Here is a 15,405-nt window from a genome sequence, read left to right as displayed (position 1 = left end):
CTTCGTCAGATGTCCCTGCCGCTCACCGGTATCCGTGTCCTCGACCTGTCGAACGTATTGGCAGGCCCGTTCTGCGGCTACCATCTCGCGCGCCTCGGCTCGGAGGTCATCAAGATCGAAAACTCCCGTGGAGGCGATCTCGCGCGGCGCCTTGGCGCCGATCCGCAAAGGGCAGAGCGCCTTCAGGGCCTCTCCTTCGTCGCCGTGAACGCCGGTAAGCAGTCGGTGGCGCTCGATCTGAAGTCAGAAGCGGGAAGAGAAGTGTTTTTCAGGCTGGTGTCCAAGGCCGACGTCCTTCTCGAAAACTTCCGGCCCAAGGTCATGGAGCGACTTGGTCTAGGTTTTGACGCGTTGCGCAAGCGCAACCCACGGCTCATATATTGTGCGATCTCAGGCTTTGGGCAAAACGGTCCTTGGTCCGCCCGCCCGGCCTACGACCAGATCGTCCAGGGCCTTTCCGGCGCGATGAGTATTACCGGTGATGCAGCCACGGCTCCGCTGCGGACCGGCTTCCCGATCTCTGACACCATCGCCGGGCTAACGGCCGCCTTTGCCATCTCCGCGGCACTCGTCGAGCAGCAGCAAATGGGCAGGGGCCGGTTCATCGACGTGTCGCTGCTCGAGGCGACAATCGCAGCTATGGGATGGGTGGTTTCCAATCACCTGAACGGCGGAGTCGAGCCGCGGCCGATGGGGAACGAGAATTTCACGGCCGCACCCTCCGGCACGTTCCGTACCGCAACCGGCCCGCTGAATATAGCCGCCAATGAGCAGAAACACTACCGGATCCTTTGCGATCTGATCGGCCGGCCGGATCTGAAGACAGATCCGCGCTTCGCTAAGCGCGAAGCACGTAAACTGAACCGCGGGGCGCTTAGCGATGAGTTGAATGCGGCCTTGAGCTGCAGGCCTGCGGAGGAGTGGGAGGTACTGTTGAATGCCGCCGGCGTCCCCGCCGGCTGTGTGCTGACCGTTCCGCAAGTTTTGCGCGAGCCGCAGTTGCTGGAGCGCGGCTTTATCGAGGCGCTGCCGCTCGGCAGGGCTGGCGAACTACCATTACGCATTACGCGCCCTGGTTTTCGGCTGGATGAGGCGTTTCCTGTCCCCGCACTCCCTCCGTCGCTCGGTGCGGACACAGAGCGATGGCTGGCTCGGCTCGGTTATACCCATCCGGAAATTGAGCACCTTATCGCAAGCGGTGCCGCCGGAACGCGACGTCAAGGAGGAGCTCCGCGGGGCCGCCCGGCGATGGGTGGAGCAGCGTGACGGGCAGGGCGTTGCGCGCAAGCAAGCTTCGGCCGGACATAGGCTGACGAGATCGGAGAACAGAATGAGCGAAGCGCAGCTGCGAGAGCAGGCCGCCCATTGGTGGCGGACCTCCATATGCGACATTGCGCCCGGGCGGATCGCCTACCGCGGATACACCATCGAGGAATTGATTGATCATATTTCCTTCCCGGCAATGATCTGGTTGATGCTGCGCGGCGAGCTACCCACACCGGCGCAGGAGCGGCTGTTGCAGGCTGCACTGGTCGCATCAGTGGATCATGGCCCGCATGCACCTTCTATCGCCATCGCGCAGATGGCTGTCAGTTGTGGGCTTCCGCTCAATGGCGCGATGGCTTCCGCGATCAACACGCTCGGCGACCTGCATGGCGGAGCGGGGGAGCAGGCGATCGAGCTCTACGACGAGGTCCTGCGACGCAGCGAGACCAAGAATATGGATGAGGCTGCCGCTGAGGCAATCGATCATTTCACCGCCACGCGCAGCAAATATCTGCCCGGCTTCGGTCACCGGTTTCATCCCGTCGACCCGCGCGCTGACCCGCTGCTCGCACTAGTCGATGCTGCGGTCAGTGATGCTGCCGTCAGCGGTCGCTACGCCAGCGCTGCGCGCGCGATCGAGCGCGTCATGCGCGAGCGCAAAGGCAAGCTCATCCCGATGAACGTCGATGGAGCCACTGCAGTCATCTACGCGGAGCTGGGCTTTGCTCCACCCCTAGCCCGCGGCATCTTCTGCTTGTCACGCGCGGTTGGCATCCTGGCGCATGCATGGGAGCAGACCGGACGCAAGGACCGTAATAAAGGGCCAATGCCCAAGCAGTTCGCCTACAAATATCAGGGGCACCCAAAGCGCGGCCTGAAAGAAGCGCCATGATGTACCTTGAGGGACTGCCGCAGCTCATCCAAATGCGCGTCTTTTCGGCCGTGCACGCCAAATTTCGCCGGCCCGGAGTCCGCTCCGATTGGACGGACGCAAACCGTGTACGCAAGCCCCGGCTGACTGCTTCATCGAGGGGCCGTCGTTCGATGCGTCTGGAAATCTTTATCTGGTCAATATTCCCTTCAGCCGCATCTTCAGGATTGCACCCGATGGCTTCTGGTCCTTGACCATCGAATTGAGGTTGGCCGAACGGTTGAATTGCGCTGATGGCCGCATTCTGGTCGCCAACTGCATGAATGGGCTCGTGGAGCTTATGCTGGTCGCGGCACAATCCATACGTTACTCGGTCACCGAATTCCGAGTCGTTCATGGGCTGCAATGGCCTGTATATCGCCTCCACCGGCCCCATCTACTTTAGCGAGTTAGACCGGACTGCACGACCAAACGGACCGCGTGTTCCACCAGCGTCCGGACCAACGACTAGGTTGCCTGATTTCGAAGGGCCCGAACTGTCTCTTGCTCGATCCGCATTGGTCCGTAGTGTTCATAGCAATGAGGCGCGATAACACCCTTGGCGCGTGCCCCTGATGAAAGATGGTGGTGTCGCACACGTAGGTAGGTTTAGCTCATTTTTCGGAACGAGCGGTCCCGTCGCAGATCTTGGCACTTCATAATACAGAAGGATGTAGCCACGTCCTCAAAACAGCGGTACGTTGGCAAGCTGCATCTTTCTGCCATTTCAATCTGCTTGGTTCGAATGGTCTCAGACCGTCGGCCCTTGCGGTCGCGGCGAGCGGACCTGGCGCCAAACCGACCACTTCCACGCCGCTATGAAGAGAGGCCGCGAGCTCGGGGGTAGGCTAGGCCGTTTGCTGGGGGGGCTTAGAACGGCACACGCACTTTTCGCTGCGACGTTAACAGTCGGAGACCAAGACTATGATTAACATCTTATCGTCCGTCGCCCTGCGACGTGGCGGGGTTGCGCGACCCGACGCCGGGCCGCGGGCCACTGGGCACCAACGTCCGTAACACCCGCGCAAGGGCGCATTTGGCTCAAGGCGGAACCGCTGCTTAGTGCCCGCCAAAGCTTCGTCGGGTGATCGCGGCGCCGATTTCACGTTGATTTAACTTGCTGCCATTCCCTGCCCTAAGCGATCTGCTTAGTATCTATCAGTCTCGTAGAAGGTGACGATTCGCTTCCGTGCGTTGAGCTGGCAAGTGTGCGACACGCTCTCCGATATCCTCACGATTGGCAAGTCTCTGCGAGTCGCAAGAAGTTCATCAGTAGCACCTGCCCTTGTTGGGTAAGTATCGATTCCGGGTGGAACTGTACGCCATAGGTCGGATGAGAGCGATGTGCGAGGGCCATGATCTCGCCTTCATCCGAACGCGCTGTCACCGTTAGTTGCATTGCGCATGACTCATCGAGCTCAACAACAAGAGAATGGTAGCGGCCAACGCAAAGTGGGGACGGGAGGTTCTTGAACAGTCCGCGGCCGTCATGGGTGACGTATGAGGACCGGCCGTGCATCGGACGACGGGCACGCGCGACGCGTCCGCCGAACACGCTCCCAATACACTGGTGTCCGAGGCAGATGCCGAGAATTGGGAGATGACCTGACAGCTCGCGGATTACGGTTGTCGACAGTCCGGCCTCCATTGGCGTGCAGGGACCGGGGGAGAGGACCAGCGCGTGCGGCTTGAGGCAGGCAAGATCGCTGACGCTGACGACGTCATTCCGGATCACTGCCGTTGCGGCTCCCAGCTGGCGAAAATAGCGGGCAATGTTGAAGACAAAGGAGTCGTAGTTGTCGATGATGACAATCAAGATGCACCAGGTGTGTCAGCACGAAACGCGTCAAATATGCGCTGCGCCTTGGCGAGCGTCTCCTCGTATTCGGCCTCTGGATCCGACATGGCCGTGATCCCGCCTCCTGCATGAAATAGAGCCAAGTCATCGTCGATCGTGACCGTGCGGATCGCGATATTTGTATCCATGTGCCCGTTGAAGCCGATAAAGCCGATCGCCCCGCAATAGACCTCTCGCGCCACCCGCTCGATCTCTGCAATGATTTCCATCGATCGCACCTTGGGCGCCCCGGTGATGGAGCCGCCGGGAAAGCAAGCTCGCAATAAGGTGACGGCGTCTTCATCTACGGCAAGTTCACCCGTCACGGTCGACACGAGGTGATGCACTGAGGCATAGGATTCCAGGGCACACAGCGCTGGAACCTCGACCGACTGCGGCGTGCAAACGCGTGACAGATCGTTGCGCAGGAGGTCGACGATCATCGTGTTCTCGGCACGGTCCTTTTCGGACGCGAGGAGGAGTTCAGCGCGGCGCCGGTCGTCTTTGGAATCAGCGGAGCGCGCGGTCGTGCCCTTGATGGGGCGCGTTTCGACTTGCCGTCCATCAAGCTTGAGGAATCGTTCCGGCGAGCTCGAGGCAATGGTCAGCTTGCCGTACCGCAGGAGGGCTGCAAAGGGAGCCGGGTTCAATGACCGTAGCCGACAATAGAAGGCCAGCGGATCAAATGAGCTCGATAAGCGAGCGCTGAAGCGCTGCGCAATGTTCGCTTGGAAGACGTCGCCAGCCAGAATCAAGTCGATGACGCGCTGCACCGCCGCCATATAGCCCTCACGGCTGAAGTTAGAATGCCATGCGCCCGCTGTGGCGGGGAAGTCATTCCGCGGCGTCCTTGGGCGGTCGAGCAGCGCTGCAAACTCATCGGCCCGACGACGCGCACGCTCGCGCCGTCGTGCGGGATCCTGCTCCGGCCAGCCGGTCGAGACGATCCAGCATCTGTTGTCACGGTGGTCGAAGCTGATGACCACGTCATAGAAATGCAGGATGGATTGCGGCAACCTCTGACCGGAGATTGCCGGCGCGGGCAGTCGCTCCAGTGTCCTGTTCAGATCATAAGCAAAGAAGCCGGCCGCACCGCCCTGGAATGGCGGCAGATCGGGACGATGCTCTTCTAGGCACCTCGCGAGCAGGCTGCGAAGCGCTCGCCACGGTTCGCCCGCGAGAGCCTCTGTGTTGTAACTCGCCTGTCCGTCCGTGACCGTATAGGTGCTGAACGGCTCGCAGCTCAGATAGGAATAGCGCCCAAGCAGTTCATGCGTTGCCGCGCTGTCGAGAAACGTCAGGTGCGGTCGATGCGCGAGACAGCGCATCGCGGTGACAGGCTCAATCCACCGCAGTTCACGGACGTGCATCGCCTTGTCAGTCACCGACAACGGGCGGCTGGTGGGACGCGCTCCGATTGCGAATCCCACCGTCGTCTGGCACCCACAAGCTTTTGAGACCGATTGCCAGATTAACCCCCGCCAGTTGACCCGAAGCGCTCATTAACTTCGCTTATCGCTACTGTCGAGCGAACCGCGCATCGGCTGATACATTATAGTCGGCCGCGAACCGTAGCTCCCGAAGGGGTCGTACCCGCCTGATCGATTCCTGATACAGATCATGCGCTTTGTACGCTGCCAGCTCCGTCTCGTTGTCGAACTCACCATACACCACCACGTCGATCTCGTTACCGAGCTGGTCGGTCTTGTAATTGCGCGCAATCTCGAGCCGACGTGCATGCGGGATTGTGGTGAGAACCGATAAGCCTTCGATGATTTGCTCGATATGGGCCTGATCCTTGGCGCTGAACAAGACGATGTGACGAATCATGGGTGGCCTTAAGGAGTGATGTCGCAAGGAGGTAGCTTTACTATCTTGGGATCGAGCCCGCTGCAACGGGGGCGCACCCGCAAGCCGCGTCGCGCGGCAAAAAGGTCGGAGGTTTGGCGCTCTTGCGCTTTGCCCGGGGTTTGCAACGGACCTCGCCAGATCTCGTTCGCGGTCATGACGAGGGAAGGGCAAGGCGCTCAATGGTTTGAATGTGGCGCGCGAGCAGACTACAGGCTTGATCGACGTTGCGCGCCCGCAGGGCTTGCAAAATCAGGCGGTGATCCTGATTGGACCGCGGTCGCCAGCCGCTACTGCGCGCCATCGCGAACACGAGTCGTGAATTTGCAAGCTGTAGTCCGTCAAGGCTCGCGAGCAGGCGCGGCATCGCGCAGGGCGCCACCAGCGCGTGGTGGAAAGCGCGGTTGGCCATTTCAAACTCCTGAATGGTCTGGGCGGTGTCACCTTCAATCAGGGCGAGCTCGATCCGTGCCAAATGGCTCGAGGTGAGCTTTGGCGCCGCATTGCGCAACGCGACCACTTCGAGCGCGGCGCGCATCTCGGCGATCTCCTTCACGGAATTGATATTAAGTGGGGCAACTCGCACACCGCGACGGGGCACGGCAACGACAAGATGTTGGGCCTGAAGTTGCCGAAAGGCCTCGCGCACCGGGACGTGGCTGGAATTGAATTCTCGCGCGATGTGGTCCTGCCGGAGCGGGGCGTCCGGCTGCAGCTCGCCGCTGATGATGCGCTCGCCGATTGCCTCTGCAATGCGCTCCGCGGTCGTCGTATTCTCAGTCATTATAGATTATCTATCATAAACGTTTGCACTCGGGAAGCAGGCGAGTGCCTGGCCATGCGCAACGGCCAGGCGTCAAAGTCGTATTAGGTGCCCTGATTTTGCGGCATTTCTCCAAATCTAGGCTTATTTCGCGGTCCTTAGGCGCCAACGCCACTTTACATCTTTGCCTTGAGCGCTCATCTGGACGCCTGCAAGCTGCGCCGAAGGTCATCTCCTCAATGTTCAAGTACTGTTGCCGTGAGCAAATGTTATAGATTATATCTTTAATTATCTACGGTAAGCGCTAATAGGAAAGCAAGTCTAAATGGTTCATGGCGTGGGAGTGCAAAGGAACGAAAACGGCAACAGCGCGCCGGTTCGCAGTGACTGGGAGCGCGCCGAGGCCGAAGCACTTTATGGCCTGCCTTTTGTCGACCTGATGTTTAGGGCGCAGAGCGTTCATCGCGAAAGCTTCGATCCAAATCACATCGAAACCGCAAGTCTACTCAGCATCAAGACCGGCGGCTGTCCCGAAGACTGCGGCTACTGCGCCCAGAGCGCGTATTACGACACCGGCCTGAAAGCCAGCCGCCTAATGGCTCGCACTGATGTGGTCGCCACCGCGCAGCGCGCCAAGGACGCCGGCGCGAGCCGCTTCTGCATGGCCGCCGCCTGGCGCAATCCAAAGGACCGCGATCTCGATCAGGTCTGCGAGATGGTCAGCGCGGTCAAGGCTCTGGGCCTGGAAACCTGCGTCACTCTCGGCATGCTGACCTTGGGGCAGGCCGCACGGCTCGCTGAGGCCGGGCTCGACTTCTACAATCACAATGTCGACACCTCGCCGGAGTTCTACGGCAGAGTCATCACCACTCGCACCTTACAAGACCGCATCGATACACTTGCGCACGTGCGCGAGGGTGGCATCAAGGTGTGCAGCGGCGGCATTATCGGCATGGGCGAGCGTGCCGAGGACCGACTCGGCATGCTCGTGCTGCTCGCTAATCTCCAAAAGCATCCGGAAAGCGTGCCGATCAACCTCTGGAACGAGGTCAAGGGCGTACCGGTCTACGCCACCGCCGAGCGCCCTGATCCGATCGCGCAGGTGCGCCTGGTGGCGACGGCCCGGATCATGATGCCCAAGAGCGTGGTGCGGTTGTCCGCCGGACGGCAATACATGACCGATGAACTACAGGCGTTGTGTTTTTTGGCCGGCGCGAATTCAATCTTCATCGGTGATGTGCTGTTGACGACCGAAAACCCGAAATCCGACCGGGATGCCGATTTGCTGAACCGGCTCGGTATCACGTCCGGGCTTGCCTGAGTAAAGCAGACCAGCGGCGAACACCTCCCACAAAATTTTCAGTCTAGGTGAACAATGCAGATTACTTTGATGAAAGGTAAAATCCATCGCGCGTCGGTAACCGAAGCCGATCTGCACTATGACGGCTCGATATCGATCGATCGTACGCTGCTGGATGCGGCGGGATTTTTGATAAACGAGCGTGTTGAAATCTATAATATCGAAACCGGAGCGCGCTTTGCTACCTATGTGATCGAGGCGCCCAAGGGCTCTAGCACGATAAGCCTCAACGGTGCGGCCGCTCGAGTCGCGATGCCCGGAGAGAAGATCATCATCGTCGCATATGCCTCCTTCGAAGAGGCGGAAGCGAAAATCTTTAGACCACGCGTTGTGCTGGTTGATCAAGAAAATCGCATCTTACCGGGTTGAAAACATGAAGGCCGATGGATGAAGCCTTGTTCTTGGCTGCCAATGGAATTCTGCGCGTAAATGCGACCTGGGAGTGAAGGATGAGCTCGACCCATGCGGCCAAAATGAGAAATTATGCCACGGCCCTGCATGCCTTAAAAGAAGACGACCGGCTGCGCTGCCTCAAGCCGCGCGCTGGCGTCGACTTTTCTTCGAACGATTATCTTGCGCTGGCGAGCGCGCCTCGTATGAAGATGGCCGTCGTGGCCGCGCTCGAAGCCGGCACACCAGTTGGAGCCGGCGGCTCGCGGCTCCTGCGCGGCAATTGCGAGGAACACGAAAGTCTCGAAGCAGAAGCAGCTCAGTTCTTTGGGGCGAAAACCGCGCTTTTCTTTAGCGGCGGCTACCTTGCAAATTTTGCCGTCCTGACAACGCTGCCGCAGCGGGGCGATCTGCTCGTTCTCGATTCTCTTGTGCACGCGAGTATTCATGAAGGCGCGCGCGCTGGCCGGGCGGAGTTTCGGATAAGCGATCATAACGACGCCCAGTCGGTCGAAGACAAAATTCGTGACTGGCGGGTCAAGGGCGGAACGGGCCGGGTCTGGATCGTGGCCGAAAGTCTCTACAGCATGGATGGCGATTTCGCACCACTTGAAGATCTGGTCGCGCTCGCGGACCGCCACGACGCATTCCTAATCGTTGATGAGGCCCATGCCACAGGCGTTTACGGCAGGCAGGGACGGGGGCTCACGGCGCCGTACGAGGGGAGCGAAAATCTCGTGGTCGTTCATACCTGCGGCAAAGCGTTGGGCGCTGCCGGTGCGCTCGTCACTTGCACACGCGTGCTGCGCGACTTCTTGGTCAATCGTTGTCGCCCGTTTATCTTCGCCACCGCACCGCCACCGTTGACGGCGGTCGCCGTGCGGGAGGCACTCTCAATTTTGCAGGAGGAACCTGAGCGTCAGCAGTGTCTGGCCAAGCTGGTCGCCTTCACCCATCGGGAGATTAGTTTGCGCGGTCTGCGCAGTCCTTCGGACTCGCAGATCGTGCCCTACATCATTGGCGGCAACGCCCATACAATGCGGCTCGCCTCTGCACTGCAGGAGCGCGGCTTCGACGTTCGCGGAATCCGGCCGCCAACCGTGCCGGCGGGAACGGCACGATTGCGAATTTCACTCACGCTTAACGTCAGGGAAGGTGATGTATCCGACATGCTTGATGCGTTGGTCGAAGAGACGTGGGGCGATTCGCGATGACTCAGCGGATCGTGGTGACAGGCACAGATACCGGGATTGGGAAATCGGTCTTTTCCGCAGGGCTCGCCAATCTCCTCGGCGCGAACTATTGGAAACCGATTCAGGCCGGCCTTGAAGGAGAGACCGATAGCGAGCTCGTGGCGCGGCTGGGCAGTCTCTCACCCGATCGCATCGTGCCGGAGCTTTACCGGCTTCGAACGCCCGCTTCGCCCCATTACTCAGCCGAAGTCGACGGAGTTCGCATCGACACAGATGCGATCCATGTGCCGGACAGCGGGGATCGTCCGCTCGTGATCGAGGGCGCCGGCGGGCTAATGGTCCCGCTGAGTGGCGGCACACTTTTTGTCGACGTCTTCGAACGCTGGCGGCTTCCCGTCGTGCTTTGCGCAAGCACGCGACTTGGCACCATCAATCACGCGCTGCTGTCGATAGAAGCTCTGCGAAAGCGCCAGATCCGCATTCTCGGAATTGCATTCATTGGCGAACGCAATTTTGAGCCTGAGAGGGCAATTTGCGAAATCGGACGCGTGCGTTGGTTGGGGCGATTGCCTTGGCTTTCTCCTTTAACGGCAAACGCGCTGCAGGCGGTCTTCAAAGACTCGTTTCTCCCTTGGGACTTCAAACCATGATCAAGACGAAGTCGCCGATCTGGCATCCGTTCACGCAACACGCGCTTCAGGATGAGATGATCAAGATCGTGCGTGGTGACGGCGCTTATCTCCACACCGCGGACGGTCGCCGTATCATAGATGCAATCTCATCTTGGTGGGTCGTGACCCATGGTCATTGTCATCCACATATCGTGCGCGCGATTCAGAAGCAGGCAGGCAAGCTCAACCAGATGATCTTCGCCGGCTACACCCATGATCCAGCTGAAGAGGTTGCTGCGCTACTTTTGAAACTCGCGCCCCGTGGCCTCGACCATGTCTTCTTTTCCGACAGTGGCTCAGCCAGTGTGGAAGTAGCTTTAAAAATGGCACTCGGTTATTGGCATAACATCGGCAAGCAGCGAATACGCATTGTCGTGATGCAACATTCCTATCACGGCGACACGGTTGGGGCGATGTCGGTAGGTGCTAGAAGCGTGTTCAACGCGGCGTACGGGCCCCTTCTATTCGAGGTTACCTCAATCCCGTTCCCCGCGGCAGGTCGTGAGCAGGTGACGCTTGATGCGCTCGAGTCCGTTTGTCGAAACGAAATTCCGGCCGCCTTTATCGTGGAGCCTCTGATATTGGGTGCGGGCGGAATGCTGATGTACCCAGCGTGGGTGCTAAAAGAGATGAAGCGAATCTGCGAAGCATCCGAGGTTCTGTTCATAGCCGATGAGGTCATGACGGGCTGGGGCCGTACCGGAACCTTATTCGCCTGCGAGCAGGCCAATGTGACGCCCGATATTGCCTGCTATTCGAAGGGCCTCACGGGAGGAGCGCTTCCGCTCGCGGTAACACTCTGCCGCGCGGATATTTTTCAAGCGCATTATTCGAAAGACCGTACGCGTACCTTCTTTCATTCGAGTTCATATACCGCTAATCCAGTGGCCTGCGCCGCCGCAAAGGCTAACCTGGATCTCTGGCAAAGTCAGGAATACCGCCAGCGCGTGGCGTCGGTTGCCACCATGCAAGAGCAGGCCGTTGAGCCATTCCGCACCGACCCGCGCTTTGCAAACGTCCGTCGGGCGGGCACCATCACAGCACTCGATCTGCAAACGAGCGATGCCGGCTATCTCGCTAGCATCGGACCGAAGCTTCAGGCCTTCTTTAAAGACCGAAATCTGTTGCTGCGCCCGCTCGGCAATACGATCTATGTGATGCCGCCTTATTGCGTCACGGCGACAGATCTTGACCAAATCTATGCCGCCATCAGGGATTCTGCTGATGCGCTGGCTTGAGGGTGCCTTGGTGCGTGTAGCAGTAGGAGCATTTGACCTTTTCGGCGCTTAGGCAATAGTTATCTAGCTGAATATCAATCTACAGCAAACTTTAGAACCGATCTGAGAGAGTGTTGCTGATACACCAGATACCAAACGCGCCCGTAGATGGGGTGAATTCGCTAATGTTGCTGATAGCGCTCCCACAGGGTGTACGGCAGCGCGACCCAAAGACGCTCCCCATGAGGAAAGCGCAGCTGAGAAGTTCTTCTTTGATGGTCCGCGGTCAAAAAGTCTCCGCACGTTCTTATGAGGAACGCGAACACCTCGGCTTCGCCAAGGCAGCCGCAAAATCTACATCTTACCCAGCCCACAGTGAACATGCATTTCGAGCAGCTGGAGGTAAAACCGGATGCTGCCCTCTGACAGCGCAAAAGCCAGCGACGAGATCGGGTGAGTGCTGCCACACGCACCCCATCAGCCCGGCTAGTTGAAATCGGTCGAAGAAAGGCGTGCGATCGCAGGATTTAACCGCCGACGCGCCGCTCATTGCATTAATCAAGATGAATACATTCGTTACAAATTGGAAATCTCAGCGAAGCACTTCGATTGAGCGGTCGCTTTCACCAAGGCGGCGCACATCAGGGTCAAACTCTTGCGCGCATTGCCCGTACGCTAATGGGGAGACTTGGCATCGCCGGCGCGGCATTTCACGTGCGGGCGTGATGCTGAGGCGAAGAAAGTGCAGGGGGTATCCACCTAACTCCGACAGGAGGCGAGATGCGCAACAGCTCCCATATTCCCTACCACGGTCCAGTGAGGTGCTGTGCGATATGCGGCGGAAAGTTCGGGCTGATCCGCCACTACTGCTGGCGAACGGCCCTTTGTTCCATGAAATGCGTCGACCGCCTCAAGGCGCGGCGGGAGGCCGACCACAAATGGCTTCGCTGGTTGCGAGCGGCTTAATAGGCGGCACCGAGACGCCGCGGGAGACGGGGTCGGGGCAGAAGCGCATTAGCGGAGTTGAGAAACTTGTCATTAGAATTCGGTGTGACGCATTAAAGAGTAACATGGAAGTATCAGGTGACAGAGACGTCGGCAACAATCATCGACTTTACAGCTTACAGGATGAACAAGCGTGCCGCGGCTGACCTGTCGCGCGACGTAATTTGGTTGACTGCGCCATATCCAGCGGTCGCATCCTCGTCTCTTCTGGCCGTTTCTGGCCTGGATCCCGTTTGGTTTGCTGGATCCGTCCGTGTCGGAACAGGAGCCTTCGTGAGCAGTCCCCGGACGCGGCGCGGGGAACTAGTGACGGAGATGGATGCGCGACTGTTAACGTTTGTGCGTGGGTTCCCAATTTTGGAGACGAGATCGTTCTTGCCAGCATTGACAGTTTTCTCTCGACTTCCATAGGAAGCACTGACTGCAGGGATACGAGGCAAGCGATCGATCGAGATCTATAATAAGTCAAAGTTAAGAGCAGCCTCCTTGAACGTGTCGCGATTCCAATGCTGCAGCGGTGAATGGTGGAGGGACGTCGTGTCGCCTGGGCCGCCGCGTACGCATGATACGGCACGCATGGCCGATCCATCGTCGAAGTATCCTGGTCGGAGATAGTGTTGGCAATGTCGGCCTGGGATTCGGCAAGACAGCGTCTGTCAGCATGGCCTAGGGAATTATCCCTTGATGCGGCTGCTGCGCAGACAGGCAAACCCATGCTTTGCTTCTGGCGGAACGCCGGAGGACCATCTCGGTCTCACCCCCGGAGTGTTAATGTCATGCGTAGATCCGAGGTGCAGGGAATGAAAGCCGACCAAACGGGAGTGTGCTAAGATATATGTAGACTTGCACTGAATAGGTGTTTTCGTGGATGAGCAGTTTTTAAAGGACCGGGCCCAGATCATTCGCGATCTAGCGGACAAGGCAGACCCTTTCATTAGAAAAAGGCTGCTGGACCTAGCGGAACGGTATGATAGACGTATAAGACCGACGGTCTCAGATGACAAAGCGCGGCGAAACTAATTGGTCGTGGAACTGTTCCGACCGATCAGGCGACTCACCATTGATTGCACGTGGCCGATTTCGTGGTCGACATCCATGAGCGACGCTCTGGAGTCCGCCTGAAGGGACCCGACCGCACGTTTTCTTCAGAGCCGCTCGCGCCTGAAGACGCGGAGGCGGCTTATTACATTACGAGGACGTCAATCGCCCGTCTTGCGGAGGCGTCCTCTTCTCGAAATTAGGATGGGTGACCGTACGCCGGCATTTACGAACAACTGTTCGCCGAGGCTAATGACCTGTATCTGCGAGAACCTGCTCGCACCATGCGTTTTTGCGGTCAGAGCCATTGAGATCCTGCAAATCAATCTCTTGCCGGATGCAGAAAAAAGGCCGCGCGAATGTTACGCGCGGCCAAGTCAGGGAGGAACGCCCCAAGGGGCGGCTGAAGGAGCATCGAGATGAGTAGATCGATCACTCACCGAGAACTCCAAGCTTGTGAGAGCATCAGTGTTACGAGACGCTTTTTTATTCGTCTCTAGTCGCGCGAAGTGATCGAATACTTGAGTTCTTGCGCGGTTTGGCGGTAATTTTTGTACATGTCTCGCATCTTTTGTGCAAAGATGATCAGCTGGACGCATCGTTCAGCTCGACGTATCGGTCGGTCTACCGCGATAAGCCCGGATACCTAAGGAGGTCACCGTTCCCTTCTTTGTTCAGGCGGGATGTCGTTTCGGCGACACTCATCACGGGTCTCGGTGATCTATTACAAGCCTGTACGTGACGTGCGCTGCGAGTTCAGAATCGTGAGAAGCTACAGGCCTATGGGAATGTCAACGTAGCGCATCGATGGCTCGTCAGCGTCCGCCGGACCGAGCTGGTCCGAAGCCGACTGGCAAGCCGCAAGCGCTGCCGATGTCTGCTCTATGGCCTGCAAATGGCGAAGCATCACGCGGATATGGCGCGGCCAAAATGGTCGTTTCGGAGTGCGACGGTGGACGGTTCGAGTCCGCAGACGACAGAATGGATGACATGCCGCTCGAAGGCCACGAGATCGGGGGTGCCCGTAACTTTCAAGCACGGGCCAGGAAGGTGATGCGGCAGTCGTGCCTGAACGGGCTGTTTTTGGCCAAGGTGGTCGCTGAGCCGATGCAGGCGATAGAGATGCGCGGAGGTGGGCAACCTTCGGTCAATGGCTACGTCAGCGCATGGGTACGGCGATGCGACAGTAAGTTTCGGCAAGATATGGGTGTGCCTCGCGATATAGCATGTAGGCGCGTGCAGAGTTGGAGGCGGCCGCCTACCGATTTTCCTGCGGCGCTCACCACCGCGGAAAATTCGAACCTTTGCCGAGCGGATGCCGGGCGTGCCGCTGCTCGCCAATGTGACCGCCTTCGGCAAGACGCCGTTTCTTGCGGCGGCAGAATTCGAAATAACTAATCAATGGCGATCTGGCTCGTGTCGGCGCTGCGGGTGGCGAATAAGGCGCAGGAAGATGTGTAAGCTGGGATCGCGCAACCGCCGCACCCACATGATTGTCGATCGAATCCAGACGTGCGCCCAACTCTATGCCACGATCGGGCCACACGACGACGAGGCTAGATGCCTCCGTTCTCCAGACAATCGCTCCGAACCGCACAAAGAATTATCGAGAGGTTGACGGAACAGTCCTCTTGCAGGTAATCGGAGATGTCGAGGTTCTCCGGATGGATCCGGAGCTAAGAGGGAAGCCGGTGCGATGCCGGCGCTGCCCCCGCAACTGTAAGCGGCGAGCCGCTGTCCAATAGAAGCCACTGAAGCCACGCGGCTTTGGGAAGGTCGGATAGCGGCGACGACCCGCGAGCTAGGAGACCTGGCCCGACAATATATTCGTCCACGGGCGGGGTGTCCCGGTGGTGCGCCAAGCAGTTGCCGCTTTCCGCGGCTTTTCTGCACGCGTCCGCCATGGC

12 protein-coding genes and 1 riboswitch are annotated in these 15,405 nt (G+C 58.8%); of the genes, 7 read left to right on the top strand and 5 right to left on the bottom strand.

Features of this window, described 5'->3' with window-relative positions:
- Positions 1 to 9 precede the first annotated feature (9 nt).
- Both ACH79_RS40235 and ACH79_RS40230 read left to right on the top strand, forming a co-directional pair.
- Positions 10 to 1,266: a CaiB/BaiF CoA-transferase family protein gene (locus ACH79_RS40235; RefSeq protein WP_161855697.1), complete on the top strand. Its 1,257-nt coding sequence runs from the start codon at positions 10 to 12 to the stop codon at positions 1,264 to 1,266.
- A 64-nt stretch (positions 1,267 to 1,330) separates the two neighbouring features.
- Complete coding sequence (locus ACH79_RS40230) at positions 1,331 to 2,158, top strand: citryl-CoA lyase (RefSeq protein WP_057856394.1); 828 nt, start codon at positions 1,331 to 1,333, stop codon at positions 2,156 to 2,158.
- Positions 2,159 to 2,326: 168 nt separating this feature from the next.
- Here ACH79_RS40230 and ACH79_RS44915 read toward each other — a convergent pair whose 3' ends face one another.
- The 5 genes from ACH79_RS44915 to ACH79_RS40210 all read right to left on the bottom strand — a co-directional run bounded on the left by ACH79_RS44915 (position 2,327) and on the right by ACH79_RS40210 (position 6,645).
- A complete protein-coding gene (locus ACH79_RS44915) occupies positions 2,327 to 2,458 on the bottom strand; it encodes a hypothetical protein (RefSeq protein WP_256380293.1) in 132 nt (43 codons plus the stop codon).
- Positions 2,459 to 3,407: 949 nt separating this feature from the next.
- Positions 3,408 to 3,992, bottom strand: a complete 585-nt coding sequence (locus tag ACH79_RS40225; protein WP_057856396.1) for an aminodeoxychorismate/anthranilate synthase component II — start codon at positions 3,990 to 3,992, stop codon at positions 3,408 to 3,410.
- A complete protein-coding gene (gene pabB / locus ACH79_RS40220) occupies positions 3,989 to 5,383 on the bottom strand; it encodes an aminodeoxychorismate synthase component I (protein ID WP_202639355.1) in 1,395 nt (464 codons plus the stop codon). Before pabB ends, ACH79_RS40225 begins: the two co-directional genes overlap by 4 nt.
- Positions 5,384 to 5,531: 148 nt before the next feature.
- Positions 5,532 to 5,843, bottom strand: coding sequence for a Dabb family protein (locus ACH79_RS40215; protein WP_161855696.1), 312 nt, complete (start codon positions 5,841 to 5,843; stop codon positions 5,532 to 5,534).
- 172 nt (positions 5,844 to 6,015) lie between these two features.
- Positions 6,016 to 6,645, bottom strand: a complete 630-nt coding sequence (locus tag ACH79_RS40210) for a GntR family transcriptional regulator (protein ID WP_161855695.1) — start codon at positions 6,643 to 6,645, stop codon at positions 6,016 to 6,018.
- Positions 6,646 to 6,949: 304 nt separating this feature from the next.
- Between ACH79_RS40210 and bioB the strand changes: the two genes are divergently transcribed.
- The 5 genes from bioB to ACH79_RS40185 all read left to right on the top strand — a co-directional run bounded on the left by bioB (position 6,950) and on the right by ACH79_RS40185 (position 11,476).
- Positions 6,950 to 7,945, top strand: a complete 996-nt coding sequence (gene bioB, locus ACH79_RS40205) for a biotin synthase BioB (protein WP_161855694.1) — start codon at positions 6,950 to 6,952, stop codon at positions 7,943 to 7,945.
- A gap of 54 nt (positions 7,946 to 7,999) precedes the next feature.
- Positions 8,000 to 8,353 (top strand): aspartate 1-decarboxylase, encoded by a 354-nt coding sequence (panD, locus tag ACH79_RS40200; protein ID WP_057856400.1) that lies wholly within the window; start codon positions 8,000 to 8,002, stop codon positions 8,351 to 8,353.
- Between the two features lie 80 nt (positions 8,354 to 8,433).
- Positions 8,434 to 9,588 carry an 8-amino-7-oxononanoate synthase gene (locus ACH79_RS40195; RefSeq protein ID WP_161855693.1) on the top strand — a complete coding sequence of 385 codons (1,155 nt, stop codon included), beginning with the start codon at positions 8,434 to 8,436 and terminating at the stop codon, positions 9,586 to 9,588.
- Positions 9,585 to 10,217, top strand: coding sequence for a dethiobiotin synthase (gene bioD, locus ACH79_RS40190; RefSeq protein WP_161855692.1), 633 nt, complete (start codon positions 9,585 to 9,587; stop codon positions 10,215 to 10,217). Before ACH79_RS40195 ends, bioD begins: the two co-directional genes overlap by 4 nt.
- Complete coding sequence (locus tag ACH79_RS40185) at positions 10,214 to 11,476, top strand: adenosylmethionine--8-amino-7-oxononanoate transaminase (protein ID WP_161855691.1); 1,263 nt, start codon at positions 10,214 to 10,216, stop codon at positions 11,474 to 11,476. Before bioD ends, ACH79_RS40185 begins: the two co-directional genes overlap by 4 nt.
- Positions 11,477 to 15,134: 3,658 nt before the next feature.
- Positions 15,135 to 15,331: riboswitch (cobalamin riboswitch) on the top strand.
- Positions 15,332 to 15,405: the final 74 nt, after the last annotated feature.

It is taken from the genome of Bradyrhizobium sp. CCBAU 051011, from assembly GCF_009930815.1.
Classification (GTDB): Bacteria; Pseudomonadota; Alphaproteobacteria; order Rhizobiales; family Xanthobacteraceae; genus Bradyrhizobium.
Note: the sequence above shows the minus strand (reverse complement) of the source record. Positions and strands in the feature narration are given on the sequence as shown.